Source organism: Arthrobacter sp. PM3, from assembly GCF_003352915.1.
Taxonomy (GTDB): Bacteria; Actinomycetota; Actinomycetes; order Actinomycetales; family Micrococcaceae; genus Arthrobacter.
Window position 1 is genome coordinate 1,410,979 of the sequence record NZ_CP022314.1, and the last position, 15,993, is coordinate 1,426,971.

Sequence of the window (15,993 nt, forward strand, 5' to 3'; positions counted from 1 at the left end):
CGTCACGGGCGCCGGTAACCGAGGTCGGGGACGCCCATCCCGAACATGTCCCGCAGCGCATGGCCGGCCGCGTGGAAGCCGGGCATCCCGGTGACCCCGGGTCCTGGCGGCGTGGAGGACGAGCACAGGTACACGCCCGGCAGCGGCGTCCGCCACGGCACCCGGCTCAGGACCGGCCGCCGGAACACGCCGCGAAGGTCCATCCGGCCGGCGCTGAAGTCCCCGCCGACGTAGTTCTCGTCGTACGCCGCCAGCCCGGCCGCCGTCGTGACCCTGAAGTGGACCACCAGGTCCCGGAATCCCGGTGCGAAGCGTTCCAGCTGCGCCATGACGGCCTCGCCCATGTCCACTGTGGAGCCGGCCGGAACATGGCAGTAGGTCCAGAGGATATGCCGGCCGGCGGGGGCGCGGCCGGGATCGAGGCGTGAGGGCTGCGCGACCAGCACGTAGGGCCGGTCCGGGTGCCTGCCGGACGCGACTTCGTTCTCCGCCGCCGCAATCTCGGCCCGGGTCCCGCCCACGTGGACGGTCCCGGCGTCGGCAAGCCCGCCGGCCGCCCACGGCACGGGCCCGGAAAGGATGAAGTCCACTTTGCAGGCTGCGTTCCCGAAACGAAAGGCCTCGAGGGCGCGCCGGTAGCCGGCCGGGAACTGCCCGTCCGCCAGGCGCAGCAGGGCCGGGGGCGCCACGTCCAGCAGGGTCGCGCGGGCCGGCGGCAGTTCGGCGAGTGAACTGATCCGCGTCCCGGTCTGGATCACTGCGCCGTGGGCTTCGAGGTCGGCTGTCAGCGCCCGGGCTATTGCGGCGGACCCGCCGAGCGGGACGGGCCAGCCGCCGGCGTGGCCCAGGGCGCCGAGCAGGAGGCCTGCACCGGCGGCGGTGGCCGAGGGCAGCCTGCCCACGGCATGCGCGGCAGCCCCGCTGAGCAGCGCGGGAGCTAAATCGTCCCGGAACCTCGCATTCCAGAACAGTGTGCCCTGTTCGAGCGTCCGGGCGCCGAACACGGCAGCCGCGCCGGGATCCCGCGGAATCCGCAGGAGATGGTTCAGGGCCAGCCCGGCGACGCCCTCCACCCGGCGCACGAGCGGGGCCATCAACCGGCGGTAGGCTGCGCCGTCCCGCCCGAGCCCGGCCGCCGTGCGCTCCAGGGAGCGGTGTGCCAGTGCTGCCCGGCCGCCGTCGAGCGGGGACCCGTAGGAGATGTCCGGCACCGCGAAGCCCACGCGCCGGGACAACTCGAAGCGGCGGAAGAACGGGGACGCCAGGGCCATGGGGTGCACGGCCGAGCAGACATCGTGGAAATGGCCGGGTTCGATCAGTTGGGCCGTCCGGAGTCCTCCGCCGGGGGTGGGGGCGGCCTCGAACACCTGGACTTTGAGCCCGGCCCGCGCCATGGTCACCGCGGCAGCCAGCCCGTTGGGGCCTGAACCGACGACGGCGACGTCAGTCACCCGCGGCGGCCCTCCGCCAGGGCAGGAGGGACTCCGCGGGGCGGCGGAGATCCACCCGCAACCAGTCCGAGGCGCCGTCAAAGGGTCCGCCGTGCGGATCATCGACGCGCTGGTGGCGGATCACGTCCGAGGACGGTTCCCAGATGTCCCAGGCGACCCGCACCATGAGGTAGCCGGTGGCCGCCATGTGGGCCACCACCGCCAGGACGTAATACGGCATGTCGATGTTGTGCTGGGTCGACCCACCGCTGGTTGCCTGCCCGAGGTACATCCAGATGGCGCCCCAGTGCAAGGCTTCGATGGCCTGCCAGATCAGGAAGTCACGCCAGCGGGGCCGGGCGAGGGCGATCAGCGGGATCAGCCAGAGCACGAACTGGGGCGAGTAGACCTTGTTGGTGAGGATGAACGCCGCGACGATCAGGAAGGCCAGCTGCGCGATCCGCGGCCGCCGCGGCGCCGTCAGGGCGAGCACCGCGATCAGGACGCAGGCCACGAAGAACAGGTCCAAGGCCAACGTGTTGATGGGCTGGGCCTCGAGCGGGTTCCAGCCGAGGCGCCCGGCCACCAGGTTGTACGCGAACCAGGGCGAGCTGTAGCCGGCCGGCCGTTCCTGGGTGAACTGGTAGAAGTACTTCCAGCCGTCCGGGTTGGTCGCAGCCACCGGGACGTTCACCGCCAGCCACGCCACGGCCGCGGACCCGGCGGTGACCAGGAGCGCCCGAAGCCGTCCGGTCCGGAGCGCCAGCAACAGGACGGCCCCGAGGATCAGCACGGGGTAGAGCTTGGTGGCCGTGCCGAGGCCGATGAAGATTCCGGCCACGACCAGCCGGTCGCGCGAGAAGAAATACATGCCGAGCGCCAGCAGGCACACAGCCCACATGTCCCAGTTGATGACGCCGGCCAGGACGATGCCGGGGGCGAGGGCAACCATCGCCGCGTCCCAGGACCGCCGGCGGTACGTCCGGGCCGTGGCAAGGACGGTGATGATCCAGACGGCGGCGATCAGGGTGGCATTGACGTCGAAGTACCCCAGAATACGGTTCTCTCCCGTGCCGGCGCCGGGCACCAGCAGCGCCGTGGCGCCGGCGATGAGTCCCATGAGGACCGGGTACTCAAAGAGGGCTCCCTGGGTGATGAAGGGGAAGGCGCCGTCGGCCAGGCCGCGGTTGCGGAACAGCTCCGGAAAGTCCGAGTAGCACGTGGCGTAGAACTGCCCGGGGGTTGCCCAGCCGTTGGTGCGGCAGTAGTTCTTGAGCAGAATCCCGGCCAGGGCGGCCAGAACAGTGAGGATCACCAGGACGCGGTCCACGGTGAAGAAGCCGGGCGAGACGATCCCGGGGGCCGAGCGGTTGCCCAGGGGGCCGCCGACGAGTTCGGTGAAGTTTCGAAGGAAAGGGTCGTTGCGGCTCGGGATGACCAATCGGGCCCGTTTGCGGTGCTCCGGCGGCTTTGTCTCCTGCATGACCTCGAGCTTACCGGGCCGTAGGAGGCTCATCCGGCGAGGCTTAACGGGCGGTGCTTAAAGGGGGGAGCCCGCGCGTCGCCGCACGGGCTCCCGGGAATCGGTTCCGATGTGGATCATGAAGTCTCCTTCGCTGCGGACAGTCCTGCCGGTGCCTGCTTTCGCTCCTGCCAGGAACGACGGCGGAAGTGTCCGGTCAGCGGCTGAGCCCGGCCTGGTAGAGCGCGAGGAAGACGTCGTCACGCTTTTGGTCCAGGAGCTGACCGTTGAAGCGGGGTGCTTCGCTGCGGGCCGGCTTCCTGGTCAGGAATAGGGCCTTGTAGAGCTTTTTCATCATGGGTGTCACCTCCTCGTTGGGGTTCAGTTGCGGCTGCCGGGTGGCGGACGCGGTGCTTCGGGGGGCAGGGGGAGTAGTTGCGGTAGTCACGGTCGACCTTCCTGGCGGGGTTGCTGACCGTCCCCGGGTACGGGAACGGCCGGATAAACGGACACGAATGAATAGACAGAGAGTTTTTGGGCATGACAATAAAGCCCTGCAGTGCATCGCTTTTGAACCGAATGAATTCGAGCCGCCGAATCCGGGCACGCCAATTAGGCGCATAATTTCAATGCTCTAAATAAGCCGAAATTCCGGGCATGGCAGGTTATGTGCTGGAAAGCGGCCGGAACGCAGTAGCGCCGCACACCCCAACAGGAAGCTGGGTTCCGAACTATGGGGTGCTGCGCAACCGCGCTGTTCCGGCTGTCGGCTCTCGTCTGAATGCGCGTTTCCGCGTGATCAGGCTGGCGTCAGGAAGCTTCCCTAGGGGAAGCCCGCATCCGGCGGTCCCGGGCAGCAGTGTCCGGGACGGAGAGGCGGTTAGGAGACGGTCAGTCCTGAATTCGGGCGCACGACAGGGAACAGGGCCGGGATCGCGGTGGTGAAATGCATCCGTCCGCTAGTCAAAGTAATCATTATTATCCCAACCTCCTTTTCCGTCCTGCCGTGGCTCCGGCTGACTGGCCGGGCGACGTGCGCCGTGACCCCGGCAAGCCGCTCTGGGGTCAGAAATAAAAATACACCACGAATATGGCAGTTGCCTACCTAATTCATAAAGTTTTTGAATTTTTTATTTCCGGAATCAGGCTCAGAGGCCCCAGCGGACGATCGCCGGCGTTTTCTTGTCCCATCCGAGGGTGCAGACTTTCGCGGTCCCCAGGACGAAATGCCGGCCCTCATGGGGGTCGAGTCCAAGCCACCGGGCGGTCAGGATGCGGGAGAAATGCCCGTGCGCAACGATCAGCACGTTGTCCAGTCCCGATTCCAGCACCCGGGCCACGATCTTGTCCGCCCGGGCGGCGACGTCGTCGAGCGCCTCGCCGTTGGGGACGCCGTGGGTCCAGATCAGGTACTCCGGGTTGTCCTTGCGGATGAGGTCCGAGCTGATGCCCTCGTAGTCTCCGTAGTCCCATTCCACCGCGAGCGGTTCCAGCTGGGCATCGGGGTAGCCGGCGAGCTCGGCGGTCCGGCGCGCGCGGCGCAGGGGGGAGGTCAGCACGAGGTCAAAGTCGACCGTCTCAAGCACCCTGCGCGCCTCCACGGCCTGCTGCTCGCCTTCCACCGTGAGGGGCATGTCGGTGAGCCCGGTGTACTGCCCGCTCTTGGACCATTCAGTTTCACCGTGCCGCAGGATCCATAGTTGGGGGCGGGGGCCGTTGGAAGGTGCATTCACTTAGGACTCCTCAGGGGTGGAAGGGTCGACGCCGGCGGGCGCCGCTTCGGGCTGGGCCGCCCACCAGTCCCGCAGGCGGGACTCGGCGACGGCGGGTTCGAGCGGGCCGTGTTCCATGCGTTCTTCCAGCAGGAATTTGTAGGCGCGGCCTACCACGGGGCCGGGTTTGAGTCCCAGCAGGGCCATGATCTGCCCGCCGTCCAGGTCCGGGCGGACGGCGTCGAGGGATTCCTGTTCGCGCAGGGCGGCGATGCGGTCCTCGAGGTCGTCGTAGGCGAAGGACAGCCGGTCCGCCTTCCGCTGGTTGCGGGTGGTGACGTCCGAGCGGGTGAGCCGGTGCAGCCGCTCCAGGAGCGGGCCGGCGTCGGTGACGTAGCGGCGGACCGCGGAATCGCTCCAGCCGGCGTCGCCGTAGCCGTAGAAGCGCATGTGCAGCTCGACCAGCCGGGCGACGGCCTTGATGGTGTCGTTGTCGAAGCGGAGCGCCTTCATGCGCTTGGTGGTCAGCTTGGCGCCCACCATGTCGTGGTGGCGGAAGCTGACGGCGCCGCCGGCTTCGAAGCGGCGCGTGGCCGGCTTCCCGACGTCGTGCATGAGAGCGGCGAACCGCAGCACAAAATCGGGCCCGGGAACCGGGCCGTCCGCCTCCGTTTCCAGGGCGGCGGCCTGCTCCAGGACCTGGAGCGAGTGCTGGTAGACGTCCTTGTGGCGGTGGTGCTCGTCGGCTTCCAGGCGCAGGGCCGAGACTTCGGGCAGGACGAGGTCGGCGAGGCCGGTGTCCACCAGGAGATCCACGCCGGCGCGCGGGTGCGCGGCGCAGATGAGCTTGGTCAGTTCGTCGCGGACGCGTTCGGCGGAGATGATGCTGATCCGCTCGGCCATCCGGACCATCGCCTCACGGACCTCCGGGTGCAGCGACACGCCGAGCTGGGCGGCGAATCTGGCGGCGCGCATCATGCGCAGGGGATCGTCGGAGAACGAGGTTTCCGGCGGCCCGGGGGTGTTGAGGACGGAGGCGTGAAGGTCGCGGATGCCGCCGAAGGGATCCACGAGCTCCAGCATCGGCAGCCGCAGGGCCATCGCGTTGATGGTGAAGTCCCGGCGCAGCAGGTCATCCGTGAGTGAGGTTCCAAAGGCCACCACGGGCTTGCGGGATTCAGGATCGTAGGCGTCGGCACGGTAAGTGGTGATTTCGATCTGGAAGCCGCCCTTGCGCATCCCGATGGTGCCGAAAGGCCGCCCGATCTCCCAGTAGGTGTCCGCCCACTTCTTGATCAGGGCGACGGTTTCATCCGGTGTGGCATCGGTGGTGAAGTCAAGGTCCGGGGAGGTCCGGCCGAGGAAGAGGTCGCGGACGGGGCCGCCCACCAGGGACAGCTCATGGCCGGCGTCGACAAAGCGCTGCCCAAGCTCCAGAACCACCGGGTCCACCTGGAAGGAGACGGTGTGGGAGTCAGTCTTGTGATCTGCGTGCGCCATAGTTACTTAAGCTTGTCAGAAATCCGCGCCAGCACCACACCGGAGCCCCCGGGGATCCGGCGGGTTCGTCACGATTGCCGGGTGAAGGGGCGCCGGACCACTTTCCCGGCCGTCTACTTTCCTGTCATGTTTAGGTCATCAACAGCGGGCAAGAGTCGTTAGAGTGGACCTCATGGCCCATCCCGTACCGAGTGCTCCCGGCAGGAGGACAAACGCACCGTTGCCGTCGGCAATAGGTGCCAATGTCGCGCCCGTGCAGCACGCGGGCCAGGCGTCCCTGCCAACTGTGGAGGAAGTTTCCGCCGGCGGCGTCGTGGTGGACATGTCCGACGCCGAACTGCGGGTGGCGATCATCGCCCGGCTTAACCGCGGCGGCCGCCTGGAATGGTGCCTGCCGAAGGGGCATCCGGAAGGCAAGGAAAGCAATGAGGAAGCCGCCGTCCGCGAGATCGCCGAGGAGACCGGGATCGAAGGCCGGATCCTGGCGCCGCTGGGCAGCATCGACTACTGGTTCACCGTGAGCGGGCACCGTGTCCACAAGACCGTGCACCACTATCTCCTGCGCGCCACGGGCGGGGAGCTGACCATTGAGAACGATCCTGACAAGGAAGCCGTGGACGTTGCCTGGGTTCCGCTCCAGGAGCTGGCCCGCAAGCTGTCCTTTCCCAACGAACGCCGCATCGCGGACCTGGCGAAGGAAGTCCTCCCGGAGGACCAATGACGTCCCCGAGGCGGCCGGTCACGGCCCCGGATAGCGACTAATGCCCCGCGCGGGTGAGACGATGAAGACGATGTCATCAGCCAAACCCGCCCCCGTACCCTCCGGCCGCGCCGAATCCCCGGCCGTCCAATCCGGAGAAGCCCGCTCCAGCGCCATCATGGCCGCCGGAACGCTCGTTTCGCGTTTCCTGGGCTTCGCGAAGACCTGGATGCTGGCGGCCGCCCTGGGCCTGGGCTCCACCGTCAACGACACCTTCATCAACGCCAACAACCTCCCCAACCTGATCTTCCTGCTGGTGGCGGGCGGGGTGTTCAACGCCGTGCTGGTGCCGCAGATCATCAAGGCCAGCAGGGCCCCTGACAAGGGAGCCGACTACATCAGCCGGCTGCTGACCCTGGCCGTGCTGGTGTTGCTGGTGCTGACGCTGCTGGTCACGCTCATGGCACCCTGGGTCATTCAGCTGACCACACAGGGCTACTCACCGCAGCAGAAGGCCCTCGCGGTGTCGTTCGCGTTCTGGTGCCTCCCGCAGATCTTCTTCTACGGCCTCTACGCCCTGCTTACGCAGGTCCTCAACGCCCACGGGGCGTTCGGGCCGGCGATGTGGGCGCCGATCGTCAACAACATCGTGGCGATTGCCGGGCTGGGCATGTTTATCGGCATCATGGGCGCCAATGCCGCCAATCCCCACACGGTTGACAACTGGGGCCCCTTGCAGACACTCCTCGTGGCGGGTTTCTCCACGATCGGCGTCGTCACCCAGACCGCCGTCCTGCTCATTCCCGTGTTTCGGCTCCGGCTGGGGCTGCGCCCGCGCTTCGGCTGGCGCGGGGTCGGGCTGGGCCACGCTGCAAAACTGAGCGTCTGGACCCTGGCGACGGCCGCCGTCGGGCAACTGGCGTTCCTCTACGTCATGCGCATCGCCACTATCCCGGGCGCGGAGCGGCTCCGGCTGCAGGAGGCCGGAGACCCGGCGGCGGCCAGCATGCCGGGCAACGCCGTGCTGGAGGTCGCCAGCCAGCTGTATCTGCTGCCGCACTCCATCATTGCCCTGTCCCTGGCCACCGTGCTGTTTAACCGGATGACCCGGGCGTCGCAGGACGGAAACCGGGCGGCACTTCGCAGCGCGCTCTCGCACGGGTTGCGGACCATGGCCGTGGCCACGGTCTTCGGGGCGCTGGCGCTCTTCGCGCTGGCCGGGCCGCTGGGCATGTTCTTCTCCGGCGGCGTGCGCGAGGACGGCGTCATGCTGGCCCAGACCCTCACCATCCTGGCCCTCAGCACGCCGTTCATGAGCGCCAACTTCATGATGTCGCGGGTCTTCTACGCCAATGAGGACGCCCGGACGCCCTTCTTCATCCAGCTGGTGCTCGCCCTGGTCAATGTGGTGGCCGCGTTCGCGATCCAGTTCCTGGCGTTCGACCAGATCATCTTCGCGATCGCCACCTTGTACACCGGCGGCAACATCCTCTCCGTGATTGTCAGCGCGATCTTCCTGCGCCGGCTCCTGGGCCACTTGGACGGTCCCCGCGTGGCCAGCTCCTATATCCGCATGGGGTACGCGGCGCTGGGTTCCGCATTGGCCGGAGCCGTGGCCCTGTGGCTGCTGGGCAGCTACAACCCGGAGGGCTACGCCTGGAGCGACCGGATGGCCGCCCTCGTGACGATCGTCGTCGTCGGTCCCGTCATGCTGGCCGCCTATTTCCTGCTGCTGAAGATGTTCCGGGTGACCGAACTCCAGGACCTCTTGCAGCCGCTGTTGGGCCGGCTCCGGCGCGGTGCCGCCGCAGCGCCGGCCGCGCAGCCGGGTGCGGAGGCGGGCACGGAGGCCCGTGCCGGCGCGGCGGAGGAGCCTCGGATGCCGGAGCGGGCCACCGTCTCGGTGGACACCGGCCTGATTCCGCGGATCTCGGGCGAGTTCGACGCCGCGTCTTTCCGTGCCGGTCCCGACATTCGGGACGTCGACACGTTGCCGTACGGCCGTCCGGCCGGACCGGAGGGCGGCTACCTGCCGGCGGAGGATCTCCCCAGCACCGCGCAGGGCGGCCTGGGCCGGGGGGATGTGCCGCTGCCTGGCCGGCGGACCTACCAGGGGCCGGCAGGCCATAACCCGTACTTCCCGTTCAACCGGAAAAAGAAAAAATGAGGCCGGCCCCGATTCACATAGCCGTGCTCACACGGGCCGGACAGAGCATCGGCTAGGATCGAAGACTAACAAGGGGAGTTGCAGACCAGCGGTCAACCGGCTTACCGGAGGGCGTGCGGTCGCCCGCGGCGTGACCACGCCGGCAAGTCCCGGACAGTCTAGGAGGAGCCAGTGTCCCACCCGATCGATGTCGGATCAGTACTCGGTGGCCGTTACAAGGTCACTGCCACCGTACTGACCTCGCATGACCAGGATCTGGTGCTGGACGGCGTGGACCAGGTGCTCAATCGTCCGGTGAGCATCCTCGTTGCCGGTCCGGGCAACGCCGATCAGGTGGCCCAGAGCGCCCGCGAAGTGGCCACCGGCGAACGCCCGGGCAGCGTACAGATCCTGGACCTCGGCGTCAGCGACTCCACCACATACCTGATCACGAACCACACCTCAGCGGCGGACCTGCTGGATCTCGTGGTGTCCTCCAACCCGCCATATGTGGAGCCCTTCTTCACGGATACCCTGGGCAGCGAGATCTTCGGCCAGGCCCGTTCCCACGAACCCGAAACCTATGACGGACTCTACGACGACGAGGAAGTCGACGCCGGGTACATCAACTATGGGAAGACCCAGCAGGCTGCCGGACAGCAGCCGGCTGCTCCGGCGGCGGGCGCTCCGGCACGTCCCGCCTCCGCGCCGTCCGGCGCAGGGGCAGCGGCGGGTGCCGCGGCAGCAGGGGCCGGGGCCGCCGCTGCCGCCGCCAGGGCTCCCAAAGCCCCCACAACAGCACCCCAGGAGACCGCGGTGCACCCTGCTGTCGAGGAGACCACCGCGCCCCAGCCAGTCCAGCAGGCCAAGCCGGCACGCCCGGCCGAGCAGGCCGCGGAACAGCCGGCAACCGCGGCGGCGCCCAAAGTCTCGCTGTGGTCCGACGACGACTACACCGACGCCGACCGGCAGGGCGCTGCCGATCACCACGCCGGCGCGGGTGCCGCAGCGGCCGCTGCCGCCGGAGCTGGTGCGGCCGCCGGGGCCGGATACGAGCCCGTCAACCGCGCTCCGGGAAACTTCCCCGCCTCCGCACGCACCGCCGTCGACCACGACGAGTACGAAGAGTATGAGGAAGACACCGGCGCCCGCCGGGAGCCGCGCTCCACGCGCTGGCTCGTTGGGGGCCTGCTGGCGGCCGTCCTGGTGGTGGGTCTCGTCTTCGCTGTCACCAATCTTGGCAGCCTCTTCAAGAGCAGCCCGCAGACGAACGCCGGAACCTCGTCGTCGACGTCGACCAGCGCCCCCGAACAGTCGACCGGGCAGCCCACGTCCTCCGCCAGTGAGGCGCCGGCCGCCGGGCCTCCCGTCATCACGGACGTGACGCGCATTGGCAACTTCGATTTCGCCGGCAACTACGACACCGACCTCGTCAAGACCTTCGACGGCAACGGGGCGAGCTACTGGTCGGACATGGAGTTTGCCACCGAGGACTGGGGCGGCCTGGCCTCCGAGGTTCCGCTCGTCGTGAAGCTGAAGGGCCCCTCCAAGGTTTCCTCGGTAACGCTGAGCCAACTCGGCGCGTCCGGCGGCAGCATCAGTGTCTTCACCAATGACCGGCCAAGCCTGGACGGCGCGAAGCAGATCGGCAGCAACAGCTTCACGTCCCCGGACCTGACCATGCAGCTGCCGGAACCGGTCACGGCACAGTATGTGATCGTGTCGATCAAGACGCTTCCGAAGCTGGCCGCGCCCAAGACCCGCTACGGCTACGGCCTGCGCCTGGCCGAGATCAAGGTGCAGTAGCGGCCCTGTCATCCGGGGCCTCCTCCGGCCCGCAGCTGCCCTCACCCGGTACCCTGAGTAGTGGCGTCGCTCCGTGATGCCCATTTGCGCCGGAATATTCAATGCCCGGCGATAGTTGTGCCATGTGGCCGGCCATCGAGGCGGGCGCGTCGACAAAGGAAGAGGTTCACCGTTCAGTGAGCAACGCAGAAGACACTGCCTCCGAAGTACGTGATGTCATCATCGTCGGGTCCGGGCCGGCGGGCTACACAGCAGCGGTGTACACGGCGCGCGCGAACCTCAAGCCCCTGCTCCTGGCCGGTTCGGTCACCGCCGGCGGCGAACTGATGAACACCACGGACGTTGAGAATTACCCCGGGTTCCCGGACGGCATCATGGGCCCGGACCTGATGGAAAACTTCGAAAAGCAGGCTGCCCGCTTCGGCACGGAAATCCAGTTCGAGGACGTTACCGAGCTGGACCTCGACGGTGCGATCAAGACCGTGACCATCGGCACGGGGGAGACCTTCAAGGCCCGCTCGATCATCCTTTCGACCGGCTCTGCTTACCGCGAGCTCGGGCTGCCGAACGAGAAGCGACTGTCCGGCCACGGCGTCAGCTGGTGCGCAACCTGCGACGGTTTCTTCTTCAAGGACCAGGACATCGCGGTGATCGGCGGCGGTGACTCCGCCATGGAAGAGGCACTGTTCCTGACCAAATTCGCCAAGTCCGTCACCGTCGTGCACCGCCGCGATACCCTCCGTGCCTCCAAGATCATGGCTGATCGCGCACTCGCCCACGAGAAGATCAACTTCGTCTGGAACACCGCTGTGGAAGACGTCCTCGGACAGGACAAGGTCACCGGATTGCAGTTGAAGAACCTCGTGGACGGCACAGTATCCGAGCTGGCTGTCACCGGCGTTTTCGTGGCGATCGGCAACGATCCCCGGACGGACCTGGTCAAGGGCAAGCTCGAGCTGACCGCCGAGGGCACCATCGCCGTCGACGGACGCACCTCGAAGACCAGCGTCCCGGGCGTCTTCGCTGCCGGCGACGTCATTGACCCGACGTACCGTCAGGCAATCACGGCGTCGGGTTCCGGCTGTGTCGCGGCCCTCGACGTCGAGCACTACCTCGCAGATGTCCACGCCTAACGGCGCGCAGCAACCAAATCGAAGAGAGAGACAAAGGTTATGAGCAACGCAAAAGATGTAACTGACGCCAGCTTCAGCACCGATGTGCTGGCCTCTGACAAGCCGGTCATCGTGGACTTCTGGGCCGAATGGTGCGGCCCCTGCCGCAAGCTCGGACCCATCCTCGACGAAATCTCGGTGGAGTACAGCGAGAAGGTCGATGTGGTCAAGGTGAACGTTGACGACAACCCGGCCATCGCTGCAGAGTATGGCATCACTTCGATCCCCGCTGTTTACCTGTTCCAGGGCGGCGAGGTCAAGGGCACCGTCATCGGCGCACGGCCCAAGCAGTTCTTTGAAAAGGAATTCGCGGACGTCCTGTCCTAAGGATCCGGACGAGGCTTCGCGGCTTGCCTGTCCGCATGTGCCGCAAAGCCGCTGATCCCGGGCAGTACCTGACTTAGTCGCCGGTTCAGCCCTTGGTGGTCCCCGCTTTGGCGGGGGCCACTTTTTTCGTTTCCGACCGATCTGTTGGTCACCGCCACTGTCAGATGTCGACGGGTTGGTGACGATCCCGTTCGTTGCCTACTTGTTCGGTGCCGACGCGTTGATCTCAGCGCCCGCTATCGCGGGCAATCATAGCCGCGTTGCGGGCGCAGGAGGGGAGTGGGGAGCCCCGGAAAGGTCCGCCAGGTCGCGAGTAGGGATCATTGACAGACGCTGGAGGTTGCCTCGGCCTTATGTTTTTGTCTGTAGGCCCTGTTTGCTCGAAGCATTGCGAATGCCCGGTCTCTGGCATGATGATCACGCTGCGGGCTTCGAGGAGAACACCGTCGTTGGTGATCCTGGCCGCTGGGAGTGCATTTGCACGGATTCCCGGAGTTCTCCGGAGACGTACCGTTTCACGTGAAACTCCGGCCACCCGCCAACCCTGCGCTGGGCATCGCGGTCCTCCCGTCCGCAGGCCGCCGAGAGCGGTGCCGGGCTCATGTTTCACGTGAAACGGCCGCCCCCTTTGAAAGGACGTGAAACACAGCGCAGGCAGGACGTACCGTGGGGCGTTCGGCGATAGTAGCGAAGCCAACAGGCGCAATGTTGAACCGCCGACCCCCGGAAGTGAGGCTGCGACCCTCTCCCCACGGGCCTTCCTCATCAGCTCTCCCGGGGCCAGTCGCCAGGTCCGGAGGCGTCCACCCCATTGGCGGGTGTTCCATGTGTGGGCCTGCCGTGCGACTTGTGACTCCACAGACGCGCAGTTCGGATGTGGCCTCCCCATGAGACCTGGTAGGCCGGCCACTTGAAATGGATGGGGCCGCGCATCCCGTCACTGTCACCGGTCCCGACGAGCGGAAGCAGAGGAGATTCCGCGCATGACGCATACGCAAGGCACGGACTTGCCCTAGCTAGCAGCAATCCGAGGCCACGCAGATGGAGCCGAACTACCTCCCACAGTTGGCAGTTCAAGCCGGTCCTCGCTGAATGGCGTCGTCGAATGGAGTCGTCGAATAGCGTCCCTGAACCGTTCGCCCCACACGGTGACCAATGTTTCACGTGAAACAGTCAGCCCGCGCGCCGTTGAATCGTATTGATAGTTTCGTATTATTTTAATCCGGACCTGTACCTCCCCGGGCTCTGCAGCTTTGAGCCACCGCCCTTCCGCTCGCCGCGCCCGTTCATCCTGCATGGAGACCAACCCTCGGGGTGGACTCCGAAGCCTCCACAGCGTCTCCCAGAAGCCGGACCATGGCACGGAGGTTCGCTCCACGACTTTGTGGCGGTCCGGCCCCGGGCCCAACCCACTTCCGATATCCCTCGACCAGCCGCCGGACTCCTGGAAGCACGCGGGTGGAAGCCCCCGAGCCGCCGGTGCGGCCCGCCGGTCTTGTTTCACGTGAAACAGGATGCACGCGCAGCTGGCCGCCGATCTTGGGTGCCTGACGTCGGGGTGGCCGACTCAGGCACCATCACTGCCACGCCCCCAGGCTGGGAGAATTCCCGTGACCAGCAGCAAGCGGCCTGTGGCCAATGGCCAAAGGCACGAATGCAGGCCATCCGGCCGCGAAACAAGGCTGCCGAGATAACGAACCTTCCTGCGGTGAAGCGCCGGAAGATGCTCTTCAGGTCGCCTTGCAAAGGCGCCGCCCACACGCCCAAGATCAGGAGCCCGCGCACAAGCTATGAGACACCGCCCTCTGCTCGGTCTCGCGGCAAGCCGTCCTCCATCGCTCCTGACTTCGCGGCTTCTGTGTCCCGGCCGCGCGGGCGGCCCGACGCGGACCCTGTGCTGCCCACCGTCGTGACCGATCCCTAACGGGAGACGCAGGCGTAGCTCACCCGCCATGCAGTACCCCCGCCGTTGGCTGTTCCGAGGGGGAAGAGTGGTGCCGGGACAGTCCGGGCTTCCGGGTACCGGTCAGGCTCGTCGGCTCTTCCGTGCCGATTCACCACACGCAGGTCTTAGCCGAACCACACGCCGCATTCCGGCTGGACCCCCAGGTCCTCCCGACCCGGTGTCGCTCCATGTCGGACTTCGCCGACAGCTGCACACTCGGCGATCAGCAAGACCTTGACCCGGCAGCCGCCCACTGCGCGCAAGGCACCGCTGCGACCACGATGCTCACGAAGCCGGCCCCTCCCAGAAAGACTCGGGCATGCTTGCCTGGGAACCAGTCCGCCCGTGCTGCGGACCCGGATGAGCCCAGTGCCCGGTGCCCAGTGTCTGGTTGTCAGGCTAGCAAGCCGCCGACCACCGAAGCAGCCGCTCCGGTGAAATGACCGGGGGAGTCTCCTCCGGTCCGATAGTTCTGGCAGTTCTGGCCCGGTTGCACGGGAGTCGTGTCGGAGGTCAGCGACATCCCGCAAGGACAGTGTTCACCGCCAGGCATCGGATCCTCGTGACACAGGGTCCTCGTCGATCCGGTGGCGGGAATCGGCCAGGCTTCTCTAGACGTCGCCGCCCGCCTCACTGCGACACCGATACCACCCGTGTCAGCGACGCCCGGGAGTACACAGGGAGCCCTTTCAATGAGATTCCTAGCACCATAAGCAGTCAGGTAGACACGCAGGTAGCCACTCGATTTGCCGCTTCCTGGCCGTCGGGCAGCTCGGGAAGGACGCACCGCCTCGTTCTATGTGGCGTTCTCCACAGAAGTTGTTCACACAGTTATCCACAGGCCATGAGAGATTATTCACACCTGCTCGCCACCTGTTGAATCGCGCGTCCGGGAACCCCCAACAAGTACCGCGAGCTCCGCTTCCAAAGCCTTACTTCAAGGTTCTGCGGCCCCTTGGCTGGACGTGTTCCCACTGGACCAAAGTCGCCCAAGAATGCCCGAAAATTAACCATTGAACGCCGATTTGACCGGACCCTTGCGTGACTCAGGCGACCGCCGCAGGGCCACACCAATGTGTTTCACGTGAAACCAGATATGGCGCCGGCGCTTGTTCACCCGCCCCGGCCAGCCGCTACTCAAGGTCTAAGTGACCGAGGCTGCGGGGCGTCCCAGCCCTTGAATAATCCACAAAGTTATCCACAGCGATATCCACCGTTCGATCCACTGTGGATGATGGATCGAATTGCCAAAAGCAGTCCTGCCCCTCTGCCTCGGGGCGCCAACGCCTGCCGTGCCTCCGGTCCCGCACGGGAGCGATCGAGCGGCCTCATGCACCTGTACGCCCACCCAGGACAACAACGACGTCTCCGCCCTCCGAGCCACTGGCACCACCCACCAGCCGGCCAGCAGGCCACCCCAGCGACGCGGGCGGGGCGTTCAGTAGACGAAGCGTCCAGGAGGCGACGCATCCGGTAGGTGTCGGACATCGAAGGAACAGCGCGCGGCCGACGTCCCTCACGCGGCACCTCAGACCGAAACATGGAGGCATGACTCCGGCGCAATGCGGCCGTCCACAGAACCTTCTGAGGGGGGAGCGCCGCTGCCTCCAAGACGTGGCGGCGTCCTCCCGGACACGCCGGCATGCCAAGCCCCACGGCCAGCAGCAGCTCGCCCAGCCACCCCAAAGCACGTGGTCCCCGCGCGGTGAACGTCCCCCGGTGAACCTTGCCCTAGCATCGCGGGCCTCGTCCGCTCGAACCCGACCGGAGTCTCCAAGTTGCATTGTTGCCGC

10 protein-coding genes are annotated in these 15,993 nt (G+C 66.7%); 5 read left to right on the forward strand and 5 right to left on the reverse strand.

Going from position 1 to position 15,993, the window contains the following annotated elements; genetic code table 11:
* Positions 1–2: 2 nt before the first annotated feature.
* The 5 genes from CFN17_RS06530 to CFN17_RS06550 all read right to left on the reverse strand — a co-directional run bounded on the left by CFN17_RS06530 (position 3) and on the right by CFN17_RS06550 (position 6,104).
* Entirely contained in the window at positions 3–1,451 is a 1,449-nt protein-coding gene (locus CFN17_RS06530; protein WP_208750577.1) for an NAD(P)/FAD-dependent oxidoreductase, read from the reverse strand.
* Positions 1,444–2,913: a glycosyltransferase family 87 protein gene (locus CFN17_RS06535; RefSeq protein ID WP_208751373.1), complete on the reverse strand. Its 1,470-nt coding sequence runs from the start codon at positions 2,911–2,913 to the stop codon at positions 1,444–1,446. The genes CFN17_RS06530 and CFN17_RS06535 overlap by 8 nt, the downstream gene beginning before the upstream one ends.
* 196 nt (positions 2,914–3,109) lie before the next feature.
* A complete protein-coding gene (locus CFN17_RS06540; RefSeq protein WP_208750579.1) occupies positions 3,110–3,340 on the reverse strand; it encodes a hypothetical protein in 231 nt (76 codons plus the stop codon).
* A 700-nt stretch (positions 3,341–4,040) separates the two neighbouring features.
* Positions 4,041–4,625, reverse strand: a complete 585-nt coding sequence (locus tag CFN17_RS06545) for a histidine phosphatase family protein (RefSeq protein WP_208750581.1) — start codon at positions 4,623–4,625, stop codon at positions 4,041–4,043.
* Positions 4,626–6,104 carry a CCA tRNA nucleotidyltransferase gene (locus CFN17_RS06550; protein ID WP_208750583.1) on the reverse strand — a complete coding sequence of 493 codons (1,479 nt, stop codon included), beginning with the start codon at positions 6,102–6,104 and terminating at the stop codon, positions 4,626–4,628.
* Between the two features lie 220 nt (positions 6,105–6,324).
* On the opposite strand from CFN17_RS06550, the gene CFN17_RS06555 reads away from it, so the two are divergent.
* The 5 genes from CFN17_RS06555 (at position 6,325) to trxA (ending at position 12,255) form a co-directional block, all read left to right on the forward strand.
* A complete protein-coding gene (locus tag CFN17_RS06555; protein WP_208751374.1) occupies positions 6,325–6,825 on the forward strand; it encodes an NUDIX hydrolase in 501 nt (166 codons plus the stop codon).
* A 61-nt stretch (positions 6,826–6,886) separates the two neighbouring features.
* Complete coding sequence (gene murJ / locus CFN17_RS06560; protein ID WP_208750585.1) at positions 6,887–8,971, forward strand: murein biosynthesis integral membrane protein MurJ; 2,085 nt, start codon at positions 6,887–6,889, stop codon at positions 8,969–8,971.
* 171 nt (positions 8,972–9,142) lie between these two features.
* A complete protein-coding gene (locus CFN17_RS06565) occupies positions 9,143–10,756 on the forward strand; it encodes an ABC transporter substrate-binding protein (protein WP_208750587.1) in 1,614 nt (537 codons plus the stop codon).
* Positions 10,757–10,932: 176 nt separating this feature from the next.
* The gene (trxB, locus tag CFN17_RS06570) at positions 10,933–11,889 is read left to right on the forward strand and encodes a thioredoxin-disulfide reductase (protein WP_208750592.1); all 957 of its coding nucleotides are present in this window, start codon (positions 10,933–10,935) and stop codon (positions 11,887–11,889) included.
* Between the two features lie 39 nt (positions 11,890–11,928).
* Positions 11,929–12,255, forward strand: coding sequence for a thioredoxin (trxA, locus tag CFN17_RS06575; RefSeq protein WP_208750594.1), 327 nt, complete (start codon positions 11,929–11,931; stop codon positions 12,253–12,255).
* Positions 12,256–15,993 lie beyond the last annotated feature (3,738 nt).